Below are 23775 nucleotides of genomic sequence, written 5' to 3'. Positions count from 1 at the left end.
AAGGTGATTGAATGACAAAAGTTATATTTTTAGGAACACCAGAATTTTCCGCAACCGTTTTAAGAGGGCTTTTAAAAGAAGGTTACGATATAATCGCAGCAGTGACACAACCAGATAAGCCAGTTGGTCGCAAACAGAAATTACAAAAAAGTCCAGTTAAGTTAATTGCTGAAGAGGAAAATATTAAACTCTATCAACCAGTTAAACTACCAGGAAGTCCTGAAGTTGAGGAATTGAAAGCCTTACAAGCTGATTTGATCATTACGGCAGCCTATGGACAATTCTTACCAACTTCTTTCTTGAACTCAGCTAAAGTAGCGGCCATTAATGTTCATGGATCCTTATTACCTAAGTACCGTGGAGGAGCCCCTATCCAGTGGTCATTGCTTAATGGCGACAAAGAGACAGGAATTACGATCATGTACATGGTCAAAGGTATGGACGCTGGTGATATCATCAGTCAAGAGAAGTTACCAATTGAACGAGACGATGATAATGGTAGTTTGTTTGAAAAATTGGCTATTGTTGGTCGTGAATTGTTACTTGATACTATTCCTAAGATTTTGAGTGGCGATATTCATCCCATCCAACAAGATCCTGATCAAGTAGTCTTTTCACCAAATATTTCTAAAGAACAAGAACATATTGATTTCACTCAACCAGCAGAAACAGTCTTTAACCAAATTAGAGCTTTAAGTCCAGATCCAGGTGCTTGGATGATGCTCAATGGTCAAAGAACAAAGCTTTATAAGACAGAAGTTGAGGAAATCAATTCTGATCTACCCGTAGGCAGCGTTTACGATTTAGGCAAGAAACGTTTGGTTATTGTAGCGGGCGACGGACAAGGAGTTTCTATCAAAAAAATTCAACCTGCCGGTAAAAAAATTATGGATATTGCCAACTATATGAATGGTTTAGGCAAAGATCTAGAAAAAGGACAACAAGTAATAGATGAAAAATAATCCACGTGAATTAGCAATGATCGCCTTAACAAAGGTTTTCCAAAATAAGGCCTACTCAAATATCGAAATCAGCAATTTATTGAAGAACTCTGACTTGTCGGATGCCGATAGTCGCTTGATGACAAATATTGTCTATGGTGTGATTCAAAACAAATATGTTTTGGAATATCAATTAAAACCATATCTTCAAGATAAAAAAGTTGAATTGTGGTTGGACTTATTATTGATGAGTGCCGTATATCAATTACACTTCTTAGATAAGATTCCGGATCATGCTGTTTTAAATGAGTCAACAGAGATTGCTAAACAAAAAGCTGGCCGTGGAGCTGGTAACTTAGTTAATGCTGTTTTAAGAAATTATCAACGTCACGGTTATAAGGAATTGCCTAAGGGTAATTCTGTCTATGATCTTAGTTTGCGTAACAGTATCCCACGTTGGTTAGTTGATCTCTTTATCGACCAACAAGGACTTGATAAGACTAAGGAAATCCTCAGTTCAATCAATCAGCCATCACATGTTTCGATTCGTGTGAATACGAATAAGACAACTGTTAAAGACTTGCAAGAGGCTTTGGACAAACAAGGTTTTGATGTTCATCCCAGCAAGATTTCTTCAGTTGGTTTAATTTGTAAGAGTGGTAATTTAGTCAATACACAAGAATTCCGTGATGGTTTGTATACTATTCAAGATGAAAGTTCAATGTTAGTTGCGCCAGCTCTAGATGTTCAACCTGATAGTAAAGTTTTGGATGCTTGTTCAGCTCCTGGTGGTAAGACGACTCATATTGCTAGTTACTTGAAGGATGGCGAAGTCTTTGCCTTAGACATTCACAAACATAAGACTAAGTTGGTTCGTGAAAATGGCGAAAGAATGGGTTATGGTGACCTAATTAGTACTGGGGCAGTTGATGCTCGTAAGGCCAAGGATGTCTTAAATACTAAGTTTGATCGTATTTTAGTCGATGCACCATGTTCAGGATTGGGCTTGATTCGTAGAAAACCGGAATTGAGATACTTCCGTAAAGAAGAAGATCTAAAGAATTTGCAACGTGTTCAATTAGAAATTCTTGATAGCATGGTTGATCTACTAGAAGTTAATGGAAAATTAGTTTTCAGTACTTGCACTTTTGATGATGAAGAAAATGAATTAGTCGTAAAGAAATTCCTCGATAAACATTTGAACTTTGATTTGATTCCAGTTAAACATGATCCAGCTCTTGATGGATCGATGACACATGGAATGCTAAAAATCTTCCCAAGTGATTACTTCACAGATGGATTCTTTATAGCAGCGTTTGTTAGAAAAAATTAAAGAGGTAAGGTTGAGACTAATGAAGTATGCGTTATTAACTGATGTTGGTAAACTCAGAGAAAATAATCAAGATTACGTCAATGTTTTTAAGAATAAAAAGAATATTGTTTTTGGTATCGTAGCTGATGGTATGGGCGGTCACCGTGGCGGGGATGTTGCTTCGGATATGGCAGTCTCACATTTGGGACATAATTTTGAAGAGTCCGAAGTCAACAATATTGCCGAACTTCGTGAATGGATCATTCGAGAATTGAGCAAGGAAAATGATCGTATCGTTTCTGTTTCTAATCAGTTTGATGATTTGAATGGTATGGGAACTACTATGGTTGGCGTCTTTTTCATTGATAAGAAAATGATGGTTGTTAATGTTGGCGATTCACGTTGCTATATTTATACGAATGATGAATTAAAGCAATTGAGTGTGGATCACTCCTTAGTACACGAGCTCTTGGAAACAGGACAGATCAGTCCTGAAGAAGCTGAGAATCATCCACAAAAAAATATTATTACTCAAACTTTGGGTGTCTCTCAAACTGTGCAACCACGTGTAAAGGATTTTGATCTGGTACCTGATTCGATTATTTTGTTGTGTACAGATGGATTGACTAACATGGTTCCTGAAAATGAAATTAAAGATATTTTGGCACAAGATCTCAGTTTAGATGCTAAATGCCACCTTTTGATCGATAAAGCTAATACCGCCGGGGGAAGAGATAATATTACTGCCTTACTCTTTTCTACAAATGAAGACGGAGGTAAGCATTAAATGGAGAAGGGTTACCTAGTAGATGGTCGTTATGAGATTCTAGGTACGCTTGGCGAAGGTGGAATGGCTAACGTTTACTTAGTTAACGACACGCTTTTAAATCGAAAGGTTGCCGTGAAAGCTTTAAGATATGATCTTCAAGATGATGAGTCTGTAAAGAGAAGATTTGCTCGCGAAGCTAAAGCAACTAGTGGACTCTCCAATCCTAATATCGTAAATGTCTTAGATGTCGGAAATGATCAGGGTGTTCAATATATCGTTATTGAGTATGTCGATGGCCCGAATCTAAAGAAATATATCAGAACGCATTTTCCAATTCCATATCATGAAGTTGTCGATATAATGAAACAGATTTGTATGGCAGTGTCTGATGCACATGAACATGGAATAATTCATCGTGATTTAAAACCAGAGAATATTTTAGTCGATGAATCCAAAGATCCGATTCAAGTTAAAGTGTCTGATTTTGGAATTGCTTTAGCTTTGAGTGAGCGTTCAATTACAAGAACAAATTCACTATTGGGTTCAGTGCATTACATGTCACCAGAACAAATCAAAGGTCGTTCGGCCACTGTTTTGTCCGATATTTATGCTTTAGGGATAATCTTGTTTGAGTTGTTGACTAAACATGTTCCCTTTACAGGAGATACAGCGGTGACGGTCGCTCTGAAGCATTCTAAGGAAGATATGCCTGACTTGCGTAAGATTGACCCTGATATTCCGCAACCACTGGAGAACGCCGTTTTAAAAGCTACAGCCAAGGATCCAGATCAACGCTATCAATCAGTTAAGGAAATGTGTGAAGATCTCAATACTTGTCTGATGCCCGAACGTGCTGAAGAACCAAAGTTTATACCGACCCCAATCAATAATTTAGAAGAAACAAGAGTGATGGAGCCTTTAAATAATGATGATGAAGAATCTACAGCTCCTAAACGACCGGCAAAAAAGATGAGCAAAAAGAGAAAAATTATCTTATTAGCCTCGATTGTGCCGTTAATTGTGATTCTTTTCATCGTTGCAATGATTATTAAGAGCAATCAAGAAACAACAGTACCCGATTTATATAATTTGACTGTCAAACAAGCAACTGTAATGTTGAAGAGTTCTAATTTACAGGTTGGCGATTTGTCGAGAGAAAACGACGATGACGTTGAAGCGGGTCATGTAATTAAGTCTATTCCAGCTAAGAGCTTAAAATTAAAGAATGGAGCTCGAGTCAACTTAGTTGTTAGCTTAGGAGCCACGTATTATAAGATGCCAGAGTTAGTTGGCAAGCAATATGAAGAAGTATCGGATAATCTGAAAAAACGTGGTTTCAAAGTCAAAGTTGAATATAAGGCGACAAATGAATATGCGGCTGGAACGATTTTGAAACAAAGCATTCCCAAAGGGAAAAAAGTTGTCACGAAGAATAAATCTTTGACTCTGACCTTAGCCAAAATTAAGACAGTTAAGCCAAAGATGGTAAAAGTACGTGACCTTGAGGGCTACAATCTAAAGAGTATTCAGGATTACGCTAACGAGACAGGCTTGAGCCTGAATGTCTCTTACCAATATTCTGATGACATCGATAGCGGCCTTTTGATTAGTCAAAGTCCAGATGCTAATAGTACAATTGAACAAGGTGGTACGTTGTCAGTTGTTATCTCCAAAGGCAAGGACCCAGACAAGTCAACGAGTTCTGATAAGGATGACAATGAGAGCAGTGACAGTGATAATAGTAGCAATTCGTCGTCAACGAATACTGTCACTAAGGATATAACTATTCCTTACGATACCAATGGCAACAATAGTGTAACGATTTATATTTCTGATGCTACGCACAGTATTGGTACAGCTTATAAGACGATGACGATTACACAGGATACTCCAGTAACATTGAGCTTTAATTTGAAAGATGGACAAACTGGATCATATGTAGTTGAACGAGATAATAAGACCGTTCTAGGTGGTTCAGTTAAATAGGTGATTTATGGAAAAAACAGGAAGAATCATAAAATCAATCAGTGGTTTTTATGATGTTTTTGACGATGAGAGTAAGGAAATAATCCGAACTCGTGCGCGAGGAAATTTTAGAAAGCGTAAAATTAAACCATTAGTCGGTGATAAGGTTACTTTTGATGCGACTGGTGATTTAGGCTATATCTTAGAGATATTACCTCGTGAAAATAGTCTGGTTCGTCCACCGATAGCTAATATTGATCAGGCTATCGTAGTTACTTCAGCGGCGGAACCTAATTTTTCAAGCAACTTATTAGATAAAATTCTAATCAATATTGAACATAACGAAATTGAGCCAGTTGTTTATTTGACTAAAGCTGATTTGTTAAGTGATGAACAGTATCAAGAACTCAAAGTTACTTTGGAAGGTTACCACAGTGCTGGATATTTAGTTTTTGATGATCGTGATAGTTATAATGACCAGCAAGTAGCTAAATTGGAAGCAACCTTTGCTGATAAAGTGACAGTCTTTACCGGACAATCAGGTGCTGGTAAGTCAACGTTATTAAATCATATTGATACAGAGTTGGGACTAGCTACCGCAGCTATTTCTCAGACTTTGAATCGTGGTAAGCATACGACAAGACAAGTATCATTGTTCGATATTTCTAGTGGTTTAGTAGCTGATACACCAGGGTTCTCATCAATTGATTTGATGAATATTACTCCAGAAGAATTGCCAACTTTGTTCCCAGAGTTCGTTGCTTTCAGTCCTGAGTGCCAATTCAGAGGTTGTCGTCATGTTAACGAGCCGGGATGTAAGGTTAAAGCGGAATTAGCTGAGGGTAATATAATGCAGAGTCGTTATGACAATTATCTGTATTTTCTAAATGAAATTAATTCATACAAAAAAAGATATTGAGGAGTTGATTTAAATGACAGTAAAAATTGCACCTTCAATTTTGTCTGCAGACATTATGAATCTAGAACGAGATGTGAAATTAGCTGAACAAGATGGGGCAGATTTATTCCACATTGATATTATGGACGGTCACTTTGTCCCTAATATGTCCTTTAGCCCTAGCATCGTTGAGGGGATGCGTCGTGTTACTGATAAACCATTGGACGTTCATATGATGATCGATAATCCTGATGCTTATATTAAGCCAATTGCAGAAGCTGGAGCCGATACAATTTTGGTCCACGCCGAAAGCACAAAACATATATACCGCTCAATTGATTTGATTAAGAGTTTAGGTATTAAAGCTGGAGTTGTAGTTAATCCTGGAACTCCTTTGGAAACTGTTAAAGAACTTTTCCCAGTTATTGATCAAATTTTGGTTATGACAGTTAACCCTGGTTTTGGTGGACAAAGCTTTATCCCTGGTATGACTAAGAAAATTCAACGTTTGGATCAATTGCGCCAAACGGCAGCCGATGATAACTTTGAAATTGAAGTTGACGGCGGTATCAATAATGAGACCATCGCTAAATGTGCCCATGCAGGTGCTGATATTTTTGTGGCTGGATCATATCTTTACGGTCATGACAATATTAAAGAACGTATCGACGGTTTGAAGTCATTGGCAGTGGATGCTAAAAAATGAAACGAGTAAATATCCTTTTAGGTGGTCCCAAGTCAGAGTATCCGGATGAATTGACTAAGAGTATTAAGGCCATTTCTGGACCCTGGGTTGGAGCTGACCGTGGCAGTTTATATTTGTTAGAACAGGGTATTATTCCCGATATTGCTATAGGCGACTTTGATTCCATCAGTAAAAAGGAGCAACGCCTACTAAAAGAGAATATTCATGATTTTAAAAAATTTCCTCCTGAAAAGGATGATACCGATTCAGAGTTATGTCTTTTAGCAGCTAGAGAAAAGTATAATGCTCAGGAATATTATGTTTACGGAGCAACCGGTGGTAGAATAGATCACTTTTTAGTTAACTTATTCTTGCCGTTCGATCCGAGATTCTTAGATTTTTACGATAAGTTGTACTATAAGTCAGCTACCAATACGATTAGATTCTGCAAACCAGGCCGCTACAAGATTTATCATGAGAATGGTATGAAGTATATAGCGTTCGTTAATTTAGGCCCTGTAACGCATTTAAACATCTATGACGCCAAGTATAAGTTAAAAGATTTTAATGCTGGACATCCAGTCAGTTGGGCAAGCAATGAATTTTTAGGTGAAACCATTGATTTTGGATTTGAAAGTGGAATAGTCGCAGTTATTCAAAGCAAGGATTAGAGAGCGAAGCAGGGGCGGTCAGCCCACGAGGATTTGCCTAAGTATCGGAATTACACGCGTACTTGGCGTGTGATTTCGATGCTGTAGCAAACCGCAATGGGTTGTCCCTGCGTAGCTCGTTTAGATCTAGAGAGTGGAACAAGCCGCTTAGATTCTGAGCATTTGCAGAATTTCACGAATTGACTGCGAAGCAGACAGTTCGTGAAATCAGGCAAAGCACAGGAATCTGGCTTGTGGAACTCGTTTCCGCTATTCAGCAAAGAACCATGGTTATGAAACAACAGAACAGTACAAAAAACGTTCACACCAACCAAACAATGGTTGATATGAACGTTTTTTATTTTGTATAAATATTTCAATAATTGAAGTACTTTTAGTTAAAAGATTCCCTTTGAAGTGATACGATAAGGCTTGTTTTTATCAGTTTAAGCAATATTGGAGGGAAATTATGACAGGATTCAACACCAAATTAGTTCACGGAAAAACGCAAGAGGACAACGTGACGGGGGCTGTGAACATGCCAATCTATAACTCGTCGACTTATATTTATCCATCAGTTGACGCAAAAGTTAAATATGATTATGGTCGTTCTGGCAATCCAACGCGTTGCTGTTTAGAGGATCAAGTGGCCGAATTAGAGAATGGCTACCGTGGTTTTGCTTTTTCTTCAGGTTCAGCCGCTATCCATGCTGTCTTAGCAATTTTTAAACCCGGAGATCACTTGATCATTGGAAAAGAAATCTATGGTGGAACTTTTAGAATTATTAACCAATTTTTCAAACGTTGGGAAATTGAATTTACAGCTGTTGATACACAAAACCCAAGTGAGATTGAAGCAGCTATTAAACCAAACACTAAAGCAATTTATTTTGAAAGTTTTACCAATCCCTTATTGCATGTTACTAGTGTTAAGAAAACTGCAGCTGTTGCCAAGAAACATCATCTGTTGACGATTGTTGACAATACATTCTTGTCACCTTATCTTCAAAGACCATTGGATTTAGGAGCCGATATCGTAATTCATTCAGCTACTAAATATTTGAGTGGTCATTCGGATGTAATTGCTGGTATGGCAGTCGCTAAAGATGCTGAAATTGCCGATAAAATTTATTTCAATCAAAATAGTATTGGTTCGACACTTTCACCTATGGATTCCAATTTAGTTCGTCGTGGAATTCAAACATTAGCTGTTAGAATGGATCGTCACTTGAGTAATGCTGGAAAAATAGTTGAATTTCTTCAAAACCGTCCTGAAATCAGCAGAATTTATTATCCGGGAATTGCTGGCAGCAAAGATCATGAGATTGCTCAAGAAGAGGCTGATGGTTTCGGAGGAATTGTTTCCTTTGAGTTAAAAGATGGCTTAGACTCAACTAAATTCGTTGAAGGGACCAAATTGATCCAATTAGCTGTTAGTTTGGGCGCTGTCGAGAGTTTAATTGAATTGCCATATAAGATGACACACGCTGAATTATCACCTGAGGAACAGCTTAAAGCGGGTATTACACATCAATTAGTTCGTTTATCAGTAGGTATTGAGGATTCAAAAGACTTAATTGTTGATTTAGCGCAGAGTTTAGATCAATTACACTAATTTGATGGTTTTTGCTTAGATAGTAGTTTACCGTCGACAACAATTTTAGAATCTTCATCAAATTTGAAATTAATTTTATCGGTTTGAGGATGGAAATCCTTGATATCAAAATGACTTCCCAAAATTCTAATTTGGGGGTCATTTTTTATAAAGGTTATTTTTTGCCCACTTATTTCTGATTTGCTTTTAACAGCTAAATCATTTTTGGAATTGATTTTAGTAGAATCGATAGTTAGATTTCTAAAATTTAAGTGAGAATTTTTTCTTAATTCTAATTTGTGTAAAATAATGGAATCTTTTAAGTAAACTTGAGAATTCTTTTGAAAAAGCAATTGAATCTTAGTTTTATCCATAAATAATTGGCAGTTTTCGAGAGACAAACCAATAGCTTTAGTTTTTTTACCTGTTAAGATCTCGGAATTTTTAAAAGAAAAGAACGAATTTTGTCCATAGATCGTATCCCAGTCATCGCTAGTTTGACGGTTAATGATGACATTGTCGCCATAAACTTCGGCACCATCGTAAGCAGAGAGGGTGTTTTCGTCATTAGCAGGATAACTGATAGTCAAATTTTTGAAGATGAGTATATTCTTTGCACCGACGGTGAAACTACAGTATAATTCAACATCAGATTTATTATTGGTCTTGCCAATAAAGGTGATGTTTCGTCTGATAGTACAAATAAAGGGATCGTCTTTTGAAAAATAGGTTCCAGGCAATAGTTCAATAATATCGCCATCTTTGGCGTTGATGATTGCTTCTGTAAGTTGGTCATCATTTTTATTTTGATTGCCGATCGTGATTTTCATAAGAAATCCTCCAAACTTTTTTTAAAACTTTATTATATAAGTGTAAAATAAAAAGGACTAACAATTAGATTGCTAGTCCTTTTTAAATAATTAAGTGATAATTATACACGAGTAACTTTTCCTGATTTCAATGCTCTAGCTGAAACCCATACACGTTTTGGCTTACCGTCAACCAAGATACGAACTTTTTGCAAGTTTGGCTTCCAAGAACGTTTTGATTGGTTAAGAGCGTGTGAACGTTTGTTACCGAACACTGTTTTACGGCCTGTAATAATATCTTTTGCCATGGGACCGACCTCCTTTGGCTACATGTTTTTCTTTAAAATATCACCTGACTAATTTACCATAACCAAGAAATGAAATCAATAGACTAATTGTGTAATAATAGAGTTTAATATAGTTTATTTCTTTAATTCGAAATGTTGCTATGATAAAATTTTAATGTTTATTATAGCTTAGGTCCAAAGAATAGGAGGATCCAGAAATGGCAGTTACAATAAAAACAAAACATGGTGAAATTGAAATTTCAACAAATACTGTTGCAACAATCGTTGGTGGAGCTGCTTCTGATATCTACGGTATTGTAGGTATGGCAAGCAAAAATCAATTGCGTGATGGCATGAATACGATCTTAAACCGTGAAGACTTTTCTAGAGGCATAGTTATTCATCAAGAAGATGGTAAACTAGCCGTTGATGTCTATATAATTGTTGGATATGGAATTAAAATATCCGAAGTAGCAAGAAATTTAAAAGAAAAAGTAAAATATAACCTAGAAACAATGCTAGGAACACCAGCCGGCACTGTTAACATCTACGTTCAAGGTATTAAAGTTCTAGATGATATTGAATAGGTAAAGCTGGTTGGAGGGGAAACTTTTGAGCAAAGAATTAATTACAAAAAAAGAATTTTCAGATATGGTGCGTGTTGCATCGCACAGACTTGAAAAAAATGCTAAGTTTGTAAATTCGTTGAATGTCTTTCCGGTTCCTGATGGCGATACCGGAACTAATATGAGTTTAACAATTCAGAGTGGTTTTAAAGCCGTTAACGAATCAGAAAGTGAAAATGTTGGTGTCCTTGGTAAAGCTTTAGCAAAGGGACTCTTGATGGGTGCTCGTGGTAACTCAGGTGTTATCACATCACAAATTTTCCGTGGATTTTCAAAGAGTATCGAAGATAAAGATGCCTTGACAGCAATGGATTTAGCTAAAGCTTTTGACGATGGTGTTAAGACAGCCTATAAAGCTGTTATGAAGCCAGTTGAAGGAACAATTTTGACTGTTGCCAGATATGGTGCTGAAGCTGCTATGAAAAAGGTTGAAAGCACTAATGACACTATTGAAATTTTGCAAGCTGTTGTAGAAGGTGCCAAAGTTGGACTAGAAAAAACACCATCATTACTTCCCGTATTGAAGGAAGTCGGTGTAGTTGATTCTGGTGGTCAAGGATTAGTTTTCATTTATGAGGGCTTTTTAGAAGGCCTTAGTGGTCAAACAAGCAGTGACGAAGAATATGTTCCTGATGAAAAAGATATGAGTGAAATGGTTAATGCAAGTCATCACCAATCAGCTCAAGGACAATTCAACACTGACGATATTGAAAATGGTTACTGTACTGAAATGATGGTTGAACTAGGAGATAATCCTACTTCAGACGAAAAATTTGATAATGAGAAATTACGTAGTTATTTGGATACGATTGGTGATTCACTAATTTGTGTTTCTGATGATGAAGTAGTTAAAGTTCACGTCCATACTAATTATCCTTATAAAGTTTGGGAAGCTGGACGTAAGTACGGTTCATTATCAAAAATTAAAATTGATAATATGAGACTTCAACACGAAACAATTGTTGAAGAAGATGAACCAATTGAAGATGCCCCAGCACCTAAAGAAGAACAAAAACAAGTTGACTATGCTGTAATTGCTGTTTCTTCAGGTGCAGGTTTGGCTAAATTGTTCGAAAGTTTAGGAGTAACTAATATCATTAGTGGTGGACAAACAATGAATCCATCGACAAATGATATTGTTGACGCTATTAATAAATCAAATGCTAAGCGAGCTCTTGTTTTACCAAACAACGGTAATATCATTATGGCAGCTAAACAAGCAGTTGATTTAGTGGATATTCCAGTTGCTATTGTTGGAACAAAGACGATTTCACAAGGAATGACAGCTATGCTCTCATTTAATCCGGAATCTGATTTGGAAGATAATAAAGAAAATATGGAAGACTCCTTAGACACAGTTAAGAGTGGCCAAATTACACAAGCCATTCGTGATACTGAAATTGATGGTTTAAAGATTACCAAAGGTCATTATATGGGAATCGTTGACGGTAAGATCTTAGTTGATGATGCTGATATTATTGCTGGTACTGAAAAGATGTTGGACGAAATGATTGATGAGGATAGTGAAGTTATCACTATTTTAGTTGGTCAAGACGGAAATGCTGATGATGCTCAAAAAGTTGCCGATTACTTGGACGACAAGTATGACGATCTTGAAACAGAGATCCATCAAGGTGACCAACCAGTTTATCCATATTTGATTTCGGTTGAATAAAAATAAAGGAGGCAATGATGAAACGTTTGTTTTGTCATGCCTCTTTTAATTCCATAAAAGAAGGGGGAAATTATGGATCTTAGGAAAGTATCATTGGCAACTTTGCCAGGGGTAGGTCCTAAACGCTTAGAGTCGTTACAATCGTTAGGAATCGAAAATATCTATGATTTATTGTTTTATTTTCCTTTTCGATATGAGGATATGGAAGCTAAATCATTGGATGAAGCCGTTGATCAGGAGAAAATTCTCTTAAAAGGCGTTGTTGCCAGTGATCCGGTAGTTTTTCGATTTGGTTACAAAAAAAATCGTTTGAATGTTCGAATCTTAGTTGAAAATGAATCTATCATGGTGACATTTTTTAATCAGCCATGGCTAAAGGACAAATTTGAAACGGGTAATGATATAGCTGTTTATGGTAAGTGGAATCAGAATCGACGGGCCTTGACTGGTATTAAGGTAATTGATGTAAATAATGATGATTCAATCGATTCGGTCTATTCGGTTAATAAAAATATTCACCAGAAGACGTTAATTAATTTAATAAAATTGGCTTTTGAAAAGTATCATGATCAAATCGATACTGTAGTGCCAGAATTCTTACGGGAAAAGTATAAACTGTTGAATGACGAACAGATTGTTGCTGGAGTTCATTTTCCTAAGGATGCAGAACAAAGTGATGAGGCCAGACGCAGCGCCAAGTTTCGCGAGTTTTTCTTGTTCCAGTGTGGGTTACAGAGTATTAAATTGAATGACAATCAGGGTAACCTTGGAATAATCGAGGGTTATGATAAGAAATTTATTGATAAATTTGTTCAAGATTTGCCATTTACTTTAACGCCAGCTCAAGATCGAGTCGTCAAAGAAATATTGAGTGATATGGATTCAGATCATCACATGAATCGACTTTTGCAAGGGGATGTAGGTTCTGGGAAAACGATTGTTTCCGTTATTGCGATGTTAGCTTCAGTTACAGCCGGCTTTCAGGCAGCAATTATGGCACCGACTGAAATTCTGGCTCAGCAACATTTTGATAAGATCAGTAAGTTGCTAGCACCTTTGAAGATTCGAACAGCTCTATTAACTGGATCACAGACGAAAAAAGAACATGATTTTATTACCAGTGATATTGCAGAAGGCAAAACTAATATTATCGTGGGAACACATGCTTTGATTCAAGACAGTGTCGATTATAAAAATTTGGGACTGATCGTAATTGATGAGCAGCATCGTTTTGGTGTCAATCAACGAAAAGCTATGCGTGAAAAGGGTGAGAACCCCGATGTATTAGCAATGACAGCGACGCCGATTCCAAGAACTTTGGCAATCACTACTTATGGTGATATGGATGTTTCGAGGATTGACCAGTTGCCTGCAGGACGTAAAAAAATTGAGACCTATTGGATCAGAAGTCAGAAAATTGAGCAGATGTATCAGTTTGTTGACAAAGAGTTATCCACAGGTGCTCAGGTGTATGTAGTGACGCCACTGATTTCTGAATCAGAAAAAATGGATTTAAAAAATGCTGAATTGATTTATGATAAATTTACGGAGTTGTTTGGTAAGAAATATAAAATTGGGTTGTTACATGGACAAATGCCTAATGACCAAAAAGAAACAGTGATGAATGATTTTAGCGACAAAAAGATCGATGTCCTAGTTTCAACGACGGTTATTGAAGTTGGAGTCGACGTCCCCAATGCTTCAGTGATGGTAATTTATGACGCTAACCGTTTTGGTTTATCACAGTTGCACCAATTACGTGGTCGTGTTGGTCGTGGAGAAAAACAATCGTATTGCATTCTAATTGCCGATCCTAAAAATGAGACCGCTTTGGAACGTATGAAAATTCTGACTTCAACTAATGATGGTTTTGTGTTGGCTGAGGAAGATTTGAAAATGCGTGGTGCTGGTGATATGTTAGGTAATCGTCAGTCAGGTCTGCCGGAGTTTAAAGTGGGAAATCCGGTCAATGACATTAATATCCTTGAGGTGGCTCAAGAAGAGGCTCAGCGTCTGTTTGAAGATGAGAAGTTGATGAACAGTCCGGAGACCAAAGTTTTAAAATCATTTATAAATGATGAGTTTGACCAATTAAATAATTTTGATTAGTGAGGAAACAAAATGAAAATAGCTGTAGATGCAATGGGTGGGGACAACGCTCCTCAAGTAATTGTTGAAGGTATTGAACAAGCACGAGATGAATGGAAGAATTTGGAATTTGTTCTCTATGGTGATGAAGAGAGAATTAAACAATATTTGAAAAATGATGCCAGAATTTCTATCGTTCATACAGATGAAGAAATTCTAGGAACTGATGAACCAGTTAGAGCCATCCGTTCTAAAAAGAATGCTTCAATGGTTTTAGCTGCTAAATCAGTTAAAGATGGGGAAAACGATGCACTCTTTTCATTAGGTAACACCGGAGCTTTGTTGGCCGCTGGAATCTTTATTGTCGGACGAATCAAACAAGTAGATCGTCCTGCCCTAATGCCAACTTTGCCAGTAACAAATTCTCCTTTAGGCGTTAATATTTTAGATGTTGGGGCCAATGCTGAAGCAAAACCAAGCTATTTACAACAATGGGCCGTTATGGGTTCGATTTATGCTCATGATGTTAAAAAAATTGATAAACCTCGTATCGCTTTGTTGAACAATGGTACTGAATATGACAAGGGTGATACTTTACATAAAGAGGCCTATCAATTATTGAAAAATACTGAAGGTATTAACTTTATTGGTAACGTTGAATCCAATAATATTTTAGCCGGTGTAGCTGATGTCATCGTTACAGACGGATTCACTGGAAATGCAGCTTTAAAAGCTACTGAAGGAACAGCTACGATTCTTTTGAGTGAATTGAAAGATGCCTTGCTAAATAATGGTATTTTTACTAAAATGGGTGCAGCTATCGTTTCACCGTCATTAAAGGGATTGAAGAAGATGTTTGATACATCTCAAGCTGGGGGAGCTGTCTTACTCGGATTGAAGTCGCCAGTGATTAAAGCACATGGTGCCGCAGATGCCAAGACAGTCTTTTATACAGTTAAGCAAATTAATGATATGCTACAAAACGATACAATTAATAAAGCAAATAAGTATTTTGAAAAAATGAGTACGGAAAAATAAGGAGAAACTCCATGACAGAACAAGAAGTTTTTGACAAAATTGTTTCATTGATCGCTGATAAATTTGAAGTTGAACCATCAACAATTACAAAAGAAACATCATTCACTAAGGATCTTGACGCTGACTCAATTGACTTAGTTGAGTTTGTACTTGAACTAGAAGATGCCTTCGGTTCAGAGATTCCAGATGACGATGCAGAAAAAATCACAACAGTCGGTGAAGCAGTTACTTATATTTCTTCACATCAAAAATAATGTTTTAAATTAGGTTGTGACGTAAGTATGTTCATCGACAGTAGGAAATCTGTTGGCCAATGAAACATGGTGGACATGGCCTGAAGCTAATAATTTTGCACTTTGTATAAAATTGATCTCCAAGCTTGGGCTTCTACGGATCCACAGATTTATTACTACCGCCTGTATTTTCGGTTCTAATATTGTTTGTTGAAATTGCAGTATTTAAAGATGTTATTTTACTAGCTGGCAATTTTAGAAGTATATAAATATACAGAGCAAAACATTAGTCTGGAGCAGCAAGTTCGATTGGGTCTCAGCCGTGAAATTTTTCTTGGTGGGTTTCCCACCTAGAAAAAGACCTGTATTTGAGACAATTGTGAATTTTAATTGGCTCAAATCAGCGTCCACAGCGTTCCAGACCAATCGAATTTGTTGCGGAAGACGGCAATAGAACCACTCTTAACAACCTAATTAGGAAGCAAATAAGGCCACGAGGTCTTATTTTTTTATCCAGATAATTATTTACGATAAAAGTTTAGTATAATTAATATTATTGGAAAGGGGACACGTTATGTTAGATCCGAAATTCTTAGAGTTTTTAGATGAGAAGTATGGAATCAAGTTTAACGATAAAAGACTCGTAGAAAGAGCTATGACACATTCGTCATTTGATAATGAGCACAAGGAGTTAGGTATTGGTGATTATGAACGTTTGGAATTTTTGGGAGATGCGGTCCTAGAAATCAACATTTCTCGTTACCTATTCAAAAAATATCCAGAATTACCCGAGGGTAAATTAACAAGACTAAGATCCGATATTGTTAGAACCGACAGTTTTGCTCGTTTTGCTAAAGAAATCAATATTGATAAATACCTTTTAATTGGAAAAGGTGAAGAAAAACAAGGAGCTCGTCAAAGACATACTTTACTAGAAGATATCTTTGAGGCCTTTAATGGTGCTCTGTATTTGGATCAAGGCAACGAAGTAGTTAATGAGTTCTTGAAGAAAGTCGTTTATCCACATATCGACTCGGGTGAATTTTCTGAAGATACTGATTTTAAGACTCATTTACAAGAAAGATTGCAACAATCAGGCGAAGTTGAAATTGATTATAAAGTAATCGACGAAGAGGGACCTGATCATGATAAGAAATTTAAAGTGGAATTAATTGCTAATGGCAAGATCTTGTCCAAGGGCCTTGGATATAGTAAGAAGCACGCCGAACAAATGGCAGCCAAAAGAGCATTAGAAGAATTATAGGAGTTTTAGTTTATGCCATTAAAATCATTAACGATCAATGGGTTTAAATCATTTGCTGACAAGACAAAGATTGACTTTACCAGTGGAATCACGGGTATTGTTGGACCCAACGGGAGTGGAAAATCGAATATTACAGAAGCCATTCGTTGGGTAATGGGTGAGCAATCAGCAAAAAGCCTACGTGGAGACAAAATGGTTGATGTGATTTTTGCTGGTAGTGCAACTCGTCCGCAAATGAATCGGGCAGAGGTTGTTTTAGAGTTTGATAATCGTAATCACGAATTAAAGTCGGCACAAGATGAAATTATTATTTGTCGTCGTTTATTTAGAAATGGCGATACTGAATTTTTAATCAACAATAAGCAATGTCGCTTACGTGATATTACAGAATTATTTATGGACTCAGGAATGGGAAAACAATCGTTTTCTATTATTTCTCAGGGCCGTGTTGAAGCTATTTTCAATAGTAAACCGGTGGAAAGAAGAAGTATCATTGAAGAATCAGCTGGGGTTTCTTTGTTCAAGCAAAAGAAGCAGCAAGCTGAGAACAAGATGTCGGAAACAACTGACAACTTACATCGTGTTTCAGATATTGTTTCAGAATTATCGAAGCAAGTAGAACCCTTGAAAGAGCAAGCTAGTATTGCTCGCGATTATCAAGAACAAAAGAGTAAGTACGACAGTATTTATCAAAAAATCTTAACGATTGAAATTAAGAATTTATCAGCTCAGAAACATCAGATTGATAAAGAATTACGTGAGGTCAAGTTGAGTGCACAAAATATTGCTCAACAAGTTAAGATTGCTAACAAACAAGTCGAAGAGAATAATGCTGCTATCAATTCGCTGTCTCAAAAAATTGATGAGAATCAAACTAAATTAGTCGAAAATACTCGGACACTAGAAGTTTATAACGGGAAAGTGGCCGTAGCGGATGAACGTAGTGGATTCAACTCAACTAATCAATTGTCCTTAAAAAAGCAATTAGACGAGTTAAAAAAACAAAAGTCTATTAATGAAAAGAAATTGGCTGATTCTAATCAGAAGTTGGCTGATTGTGAAGCTCAAATTGCTGATTTTCAAAAGCAATTAAAAGATGTACAACAGTTGAAACAAAAGACACCAGCCGATATCGAAAAAAATATCGGTGATTTACGTGATAAATATGTCGATTTGTTACAAGAACAAGTTTCCAATAACAATGAACAAAATTTTTCACAGAAACAGTTAGATCGAATTCAAGCTTTACTTGATGATCAAAATCAACAAATTCAAACTATTAATGATGAGTTGAGTCAATCACAAGATAAGCATCAAACAATCGAATCCAAGGTAAAGGCCTTAATTGCTGATAATAAGTCCCTAATTGAGCATGATCAAGCTTTAGCTAAAGAAATTGATCAGGTGACGGAAACTGGTAAACAAGAAAATCGAAATTATTTGAGTGTTCTAGAAGGTCTTCAAGAAATTAAAGCTCGTAAAAAAGTTCTTGAAAATATGGAACAAGAGCATGCAGGATTTTTTGAAGGTGCTAAGAATGTCCTAAATAATCAATCTAAATTGACTGGTATCGTTGGTGCCATTGCTGAATTAATCTCTGTACCTAAGGAGTATCAACTAGCAATTGAAACAGTGGTCAGCAATCAATTGCAGTCTATTGTTACCGAGGATGAAGGTTCAGCTAAACAAGCAATTGCCTACCTACGTCAGAGTCGTGGCGGACGGGCAACATTTTTGCCATTAAATATTATTAAGCCACGTAGCCTTTACGCTAATGATCTGAACAAAGCCCAAGCAATCGCAGGTTTTGTTGGGGTCGCTAGTGATCTGATCAATTACGATAGCAAGGTTGAAAATATTGTAAAAAATATTCTAGGTAATTTATTGGTTTCCGAGAATATTGATGCGGCAACAAAAATATCGGCTGCAGTCGGTCGTAAGTATCGTGTTGTTACTTTAGATGGTAATGTGGTTAATGCCGGTGGTTCTTTAACTGGTGGTCAACAAAGAAGAGTCAATTCTAATATTCTGACGAGAAAAGATGACCTGACAGCTTTGACTAAGGAACTTTCTAAAAAAGAATTGTTGCTTGACCAAAAGCAAAAGACTGTTCAAGACCTACGCCAAAAATTAATTGGTTTAAATGCTGAAAAGAAAACGGCCGATGAGAAATTAGCTAGTTTTAATCAGGAAAAGAACCAATTAGAGAATTCAATGTCGACTTATCAAAATGAGGAAAAACATTTTAATGAGCGTTTGGATGTTGTGAAGTACAGCTTATCTAAGAATAAGACTGAAGAATCCGAATTGAAGTCAAATTTGCAACAACAAGAACAATTAGCTACTGATATTAAGGATAAGATTGATCAAGTTCAAAGTGAAATTAAACAAAAAGAACAGATTTTAGCTGACTTTGACAGTGAATTAAGTTCCATCAACGAAAATGAACAAGCCTTACAAACTAAATTGGCTGTCGTTCAAAGTAAGCACGAAAGTGAATTGTCCCAAAATAATGATTTAAAAGAAAATTCTATAAGTCTTGAACAACAGGTTGCCGAAGCTGAAACTCGATTGAAGGATTTGGATTCTGAAAAAGATAAGCTTCAGCTAAGCAATTCAGAGGTTAAGGAAAAAATTAGTCAATTGAAACAGACAATTGCTGAATTACAAAAAAATGCCACCGAATTGAAAGATAAGCGTCAAGAGCAACAAGAGTTATCCACGCAACTAAATGCGAAGGCGCAACGTAATTTTGATTTGCAAAAGAATGCTTCGGACCAACAAGAAACATTGGCTATCAAAAATACGAAGCTTTCAAATGAGATCGATAGTCGCTTAGATACGTTGTCGCAAGATTATCAATTAACTTACGAGGCGTCATTGGTTGAATTGAATAAGGGCGATTATGATCCTGATCAATTGCAAAAGGAAGCTCGTTTACTTAAGATGGGTATCGATGAATTAGGGACTGTTAATTTATCAGCGATAGCCGACTATGATAAAGTGAAAGATAGATATGAATTTTTAACACAGCAACAAAATGATTTATTACAAGCTCGTGCACAATTATTGGACACGATGTCAGAGATGGATAAGGAAGTAACAACTAGATTCAAGAAAACTTTCGATGAGGTTGCTAATGCCTTTGAGGATATTTTCCCTGAAATGTTTGCTGGTGGTCGTGCTAAATTAGTACTAACTGAACCGGACAATCTATTGGAAACAGGAATTGAGATCATTGCTCAGCCACCAGGGAAGAAATTCCAACGTCTAAGTTTATTATCTGGTGGTGAAAAAGCATTGACAGCGATCACGTTATTATTTGCCATTATTAAAGTTAAACCGGTGCCATTCTGTATTTTGGATGAAGTTGAAGCTTCATTGGATGATGCGAATGTTTATCGTTTTGCTAATTATTTGAACCAATATGATGACAATACTGAATTTATCGTGATTACTCACCGTAAAGGAACAATGATGAACGTTAACCGCCTATATGGTGTAACCATGGAAGAGTCTGGTGTATCACGTATGTTGTCTGTCGAAGTCAAAAAATAAGGAGTTAAGTATGGGATTATTTGATCGTATTAAAAAGGCTTTTACTGGAAAAGATGATTCTAAAGACGAAGAATTAGAATCAAAAACTCCAGAAGCCGAAAAAGAAACTGACCAAAATGTTGAATCTGGCAAAACTTCTGATGAGTCTGATAAAACAGAGGAAACACCTAAAGAAACAGAAGATTCAACTCCAGAAACTAAACCAGAACCAGAGGTTGAACCTGAAGAAAAACCAGAGGAACCGGAATCAAAACCTGATTCTGAACCTGAGAAACATGAAGAACCAAAGGCAGTAGAAACACCTGTTAAGGAAGTAGAGCCAGAGAAAGAGGAATCCGAGCCCGTAGAACCAGCGGAGACTCAAGTAGAACCCAAATCTGAACCACAACCTAAAGCAGATAGTAGTGCTGAAGAACTAACTGATACTGAAAATACTAATGAAGTCGAAGAATCTAAGGAGCCTGAATCTGAGCAAAAAGAAGCAGATGAATCAGATACAGGTACAGAACCAGAGTCCAAAGAAGATACTGAAGAAGAACCTAAAGATGATGTTAAAGAATACGATGAAGGCTTAAAGAAGAGTCGTAATTCATTCAGTGCTAGGTTTAACCGTTTCTTAGCTAATTTCAGAAGTGTCGATGAGGATTTCTTTGACGATTTGGAAGAATTACTGATTGAATCTGATGTTGGTTATGAAACTGCTATGCGTATTTCAGATGAATTGCGTGAAGAAGTTAAGCTAGAGAATGCAAAGAAACGTTCTGATGTTTCTAACGTTATTGTTAAGAAATTAGTTGATATGTACGGCGAAGAGGGCAAAAACGAAGATAATACTTTGAAATTCAGTGCTGATAAGACACCGACCGTCTTCTTATTCGTTGGCGTTAATGGTGCTGGTAAGACAACAACTATTGGTAAATTGGCTCACAGATATCAACAAGAAGGTAAAAAAGTTCTTTTGGCTGCAGGCGATACCTTTAGAGCCGGAGCTATCGAGCAACTTCAGGAATGGGGTAAACGTGTCAATGTACCAGTTCAAGCAAGTAAAGCCCATACTGATCCCGCTTCAGTGGTTTATGATGCCGTTCAAAGAGCTATCAATGAGGATTTTGATATCTTGCTAGTTGATACTGCCGGTCGTTTGCAGAATAAAGAGGGCTTAATGCGTGAGTTAGAAAAAATTAAACGTGTTATCACTCGTGAATTACCAGATGCACCTCAAGAAGTATTATTAGTATTGGATGGTTCCACTGGTCAAAATGCTTTGAGTCAAGCTAAACAGTTCAATGAAACAACAGCTGTTTCTGGAATTGTTTTAACAAAACTTGATGGTAGTTCTCAAGGTGGAATTGTCTTAGCTATTCGTAATGAATTGCATATTCCTGTTAAACTTGTTGGTTTAGGTGAACAGATGGATGATTTACGAGACTTCGATCCTGAGAAGTTCATTTATGGACTATTCAAGGAATTAATTGTTGGGGCTTCAGATAAATAAAATGAAGATAGATGAAACTACACGAGTGAATCTGTTGTATAATTTTTATCATTCTTTACTGACTAAAAAGCAGAGTCGTTATATTGAACTTTACTATGTTGAGGATTTTTCACTCAGTGAGATTTCCGAACAATTAAAGGTATCACGCCAAGCTGTTTTGGATAATTTGCATCGGACCGTCAATTCATTGGAGTCTTTTGAACAGGAATTAGGGTTAATCAAAAAGACAACCGAAATCGATGATATTGCGGATACCTTGCAAACTTTGGTCGAGAAAAAGTATTCCAACGATAAAGAGTTATTGGATTTAGTACAGAGAATTTTAAAAATAAATGAAAATTAATAGGAGAAGAATATGGCTTTTGAAGGATTAAGCGAACGTCTACAAAAAGTTTTTTCGACCTTAAAGGGTAAGGGAAAACTTTCCGATGAAGATATTCGTAAAGTAATGCGTGAAGTACGTATGGCTTTACTTGAAGCTGATGTTAACTTTGATGTTGTTAAGAGCTTCGTCAAAACGGTTAGAGAACGTGCTTTAGGTGCCGAAGTAATGGACAGTTTGACACCATCACAACAAGTTATCAAGATTGTTGATGAAGAGCTAACTAAGTTGATGGGACAAGAAGCGGTTCCGTTAAACAAATCAGATCACATACCAACGATCATCATGATGGTTGGTCTACAAGGTGCTGGTAAAACTACAACAGCAGGTAAATTAGCTAACTATCTTAAGAATGATAAAAAAGCTCGTCCACTCTTTATTGCGGGGGATGTTTATCGTCCAGCTGCTGTTGAACAGTTGAAGACTATTGGACAACAACTAGACGTACCTGTTTATGATGAAGGAACAGAGCATGATCCCGTTGACATCGTGCGTAACGGTTTAAAAGTTGCCGATGAAAATAAGAATGATTATGTAATTATTGATACCGCCGGACGTTTGGAAATCGATGAACAATTGATGGAAGAATTGACACGTATCAAAGAATTGGCTCATCCAGATGAAATTTTGTTTGTTGCCGATTCTATGACTGGTCAAGTAGCTGCCAAAGTGGCTGCCGGATTCGATGAACAATTAGATATTACTGGTGTCGTTTTGACTAAGTTGGATGGTGATACCCGTGGTGGTGCTGCTCTTTCAATTCGTTCCGTCACTGGTAAACCAATCAAGTTCATTGGACAAGGTGAAAAATTAGATCAATTAGATGTCTTCCATCCTGATCGTATGGCCAACCGTATCCTAGGAATGGGTGACATGTTGACCTTGATTGAGAAAGCTCAATCAGATTATGATGAAAAACAAGCAAAAGAAGTAGCCGAAAAGATTCGTGAGAATAGTTTCGACTTCAATGATTTCATTGATCAAATGGATCAAGTTCAAAAAATGGGACCTTTGGATGAAATCATGAAGATGATTCCAGGGATGGCTAACAATCCACAATTGGCAAATATCAATATCGGTGAAAAAGATATTGCTCATTTGAAGGCCATTGTTTATTCCATGACACCACAAGAACGTGAAGACCCAGATTTGTTAAATCCTTCAAGAAGAAGAAGAATTGCCAAAGGATCTGGCCAAAGTATTCAAAATGTTAACCGTATGATTAAGCAATTTAAACAATCACGTGACATGATGAATAAGATGAGTAAAGGGAATATGGCCGGCATGGATCAACTTATGGGCAATGGTATGCAAGGACGTCTAGGTAAGATGGCTATGCATTCTATGGTTCGTAAGAGTAAGAAACGTAAGAAGAAACGTTTAAAGAAGATCAAACGTTTTAAATCTTAGAATAGAGAGCGCAGTAGGCCCGCTTAGATTCTGAGCATTTGCAGGACTTTGCAAATTGGGCTGCCAGACAGTTCGTGAAGTCAGGCAAAGCACAGG

Annotated in this window: 20 protein-coding genes; 18 read left to right on the top strand and 2 right to left on the bottom strand. The window is 36.8% G+C overall.

Going from position 1 to position 23775, the window contains the following annotated elements; all coding sequences use genetic code 11:
* The first annotated feature begins 11 nt into the window (after positions 1-11).
* The 8 genes from fmt to U8526_RS02905 all read left to right on the top strand — a co-directional run bounded on the left by fmt (position 12) and on the right by U8526_RS02905 (position 8835).
* A complete protein-coding gene (gene fmt, locus U8526_RS02940) occupies positions 12-962 on the top strand; it encodes a methionyl-tRNA formyltransferase (protein ID WP_334340480.1) in 951 nt (316 codons plus the stop codon).
* Positions 952-2274: a 16S rRNA (cytosine(967)-C(5))-methyltransferase RsmB gene (rsmB, locus tag U8526_RS02935; RefSeq protein ID WP_334340479.1), complete on the top strand. Its 1323-nt coding sequence runs from the start codon at positions 952-954 to the stop codon at positions 2272-2274. The genes fmt and rsmB overlap by 11 nt, the downstream gene beginning before the upstream one ends.
* A gap of 19 nt (positions 2275-2293) precedes the next feature.
* A complete protein-coding gene (locus U8526_RS02930) occupies positions 2294-3040 on the top strand; it encodes a Stp1/IreP family PP2C-type Ser/Thr phosphatase (protein ID WP_334340615.1) in 747 nt (248 codons plus the stop codon).
* Entirely contained in the window at positions 3041-5008 is a 1968-nt protein-coding gene (pknB, locus tag U8526_RS02925) for a Stk1 family PASTA domain-containing Ser/Thr kinase (protein WP_334340478.1), read from the top strand.
* Between the two features lie 7 nt (positions 5009-5015).
* Positions 5016-5906, top strand: a complete 891-nt coding sequence (rsgA, locus tag U8526_RS02920) for a ribosome small subunit-dependent GTPase A (RefSeq protein WP_334340477.1) — start codon at positions 5016-5018, stop codon at positions 5904-5906.
* A gap of 13 nt (positions 5907-5919) precedes the next feature.
* Positions 5920-6591 carry a ribulose-phosphate 3-epimerase gene (rpe, locus tag U8526_RS02915; RefSeq protein WP_334340476.1) on the top strand — a complete coding sequence of 224 codons (672 nt, stop codon included), beginning with the start codon at positions 5920-5922 and terminating at the stop codon, positions 6589-6591.
* Positions 6588-7241 carry a thiamine diphosphokinase gene (locus tag U8526_RS02910; protein ID WP_334340475.1) on the top strand — a complete coding sequence of 218 codons (654 nt, stop codon included), beginning with the start codon at positions 6588-6590 and terminating at the stop codon, positions 7239-7241. Before rpe ends, U8526_RS02910 begins: the two co-directional genes overlap by 4 nt.
* Positions 7242-7689: 448 nt before the next feature.
* Entirely contained in the window at positions 7690-8835 is a 1146-nt protein-coding gene (locus U8526_RS02905) for a trans-sulfuration enzyme family protein (RefSeq protein WP_334340474.1), read from the top strand.
* Here U8526_RS02905 and U8526_RS02900 read toward each other — a convergent pair.
* Positions 8832-9644 (bottom strand): hypothetical protein, encoded by an 813-nt coding sequence (locus tag U8526_RS02900; RefSeq protein WP_334340473.1) that lies wholly within the window; start codon positions 9642-9644, stop codon positions 8832-8834. The two genes, U8526_RS02905 and U8526_RS02900, sit on opposite strands and share 4 nt — an antisense overlap.
* Before the next feature lie 101 nt (positions 9645-9745).
* On the bottom strand, positions 9746-9931 hold the full coding sequence (rpmB, locus tag U8526_RS02895; RefSeq protein WP_048703405.1) for a 50S ribosomal protein L28: 186 nt from the start codon (positions 9929-9931) through the stop codon (positions 9746-9748).
* 197 nt (positions 9932-10128) lie between these two features.
* Here rpmB and U8526_RS02890 point away from each other — a divergent pair, with 197 nt between their 5' ends.
* The 10 genes from U8526_RS02890 to ffh all read left to right on the top strand — a co-directional run bounded on the left by U8526_RS02890 (position 10129) and on the right by ffh (position 23679).
* Positions 10129-10497, top strand: coding sequence for an Asp23/Gls24 family envelope stress response protein (locus U8526_RS02890; protein WP_025085695.1), 369 nt, complete (start codon positions 10129-10131; stop codon positions 10495-10497).
* 25 nt (positions 10498-10522) lie between these two features.
* The gene (locus tag U8526_RS02885) at positions 10523-12211 is read left to right on the top strand and encodes a DAK2 domain-containing protein (RefSeq protein WP_334340472.1); all 1689 of its coding nucleotides are present in this window, start codon (positions 10523-10525) and stop codon (positions 12209-12211) included.
* Between the two features lie 72 nt (positions 12212-12283).
* Complete coding sequence (recG, locus tag U8526_RS02880) at positions 12284-14320, top strand: ATP-dependent DNA helicase RecG (protein WP_334340471.1); 2037 nt, start codon at positions 12284-12286, stop codon at positions 14318-14320.
* A gap of 12 nt (positions 14321-14332) precedes the next feature.
* On the top strand, positions 14333-15337 hold the full coding sequence (gene plsX, locus U8526_RS02875; RefSeq protein ID WP_334340470.1) for a phosphate acyltransferase PlsX: 1005 nt from the start codon (positions 14333-14335) through the stop codon (positions 15335-15337).
* A gap of 11 nt (positions 15338-15348) precedes the next feature.
* A complete protein-coding gene (gene acpP, locus U8526_RS02870; protein WP_334340469.1) occupies positions 15349-15591 on the top strand; it encodes an acyl carrier protein in 243 nt (80 codons plus the stop codon).
* Between the two features lie 553 nt (positions 15592-16144).
* Positions 16145-16834, top strand: a complete 690-nt coding sequence (gene rnc, locus U8526_RS02865; protein ID WP_334340468.1) for a ribonuclease III — start codon at positions 16145-16147, stop codon at positions 16832-16834.
* A 12-nt stretch (positions 16835-16846) separates the two neighbouring features.
* A complete protein-coding gene (gene smc / locus U8526_RS02860) occupies positions 16847-20392 on the top strand; it encodes a chromosome segregation protein SMC (RefSeq protein ID WP_334340467.1) in 3546 nt (1181 codons plus the stop codon).
* A 10-nt stretch (positions 20393-20402) separates the two neighbouring features.
* Positions 20403-21887, top strand: coding sequence for a signal recognition particle-docking protein FtsY (ftsY, locus tag U8526_RS02855; protein WP_334340466.1), 1485 nt, complete (start codon positions 20403-20405; stop codon positions 21885-21887).
* Position 21888: 1 nt separating this feature from the next.
* On the top strand, positions 21889-22230 hold the full coding sequence (gene ylxM / locus U8526_RS02850) for a YlxM family DNA-binding protein (RefSeq protein WP_025085701.1): 342 nt from the start codon (positions 21889-21891) through the stop codon (positions 22228-22230).
* 12 nt (positions 22231-22242) lie between these two features.
* Positions 22243-23679: a signal recognition particle protein gene (gene ffh / locus U8526_RS02845; RefSeq protein ID WP_334340465.1), complete on the top strand. Its 1437-nt coding sequence runs from the start codon at positions 22243-22245 to the stop codon at positions 23677-23679.
* Positions 23680-23775 lie beyond the last annotated feature (96 nt).

This window comes from Companilactobacillus sp. HBUAS56275, from assembly GCF_036913655.1.
GTDB lineage: Bacteria > Bacillota > Bacilli > Lactobacillales > Lactobacillaceae > Companilactobacillus > Companilactobacillus pullicola.
Note: the sequence above shows the minus strand (reverse complement) of the source record. Positions and strands in the feature narration are given on the sequence as shown.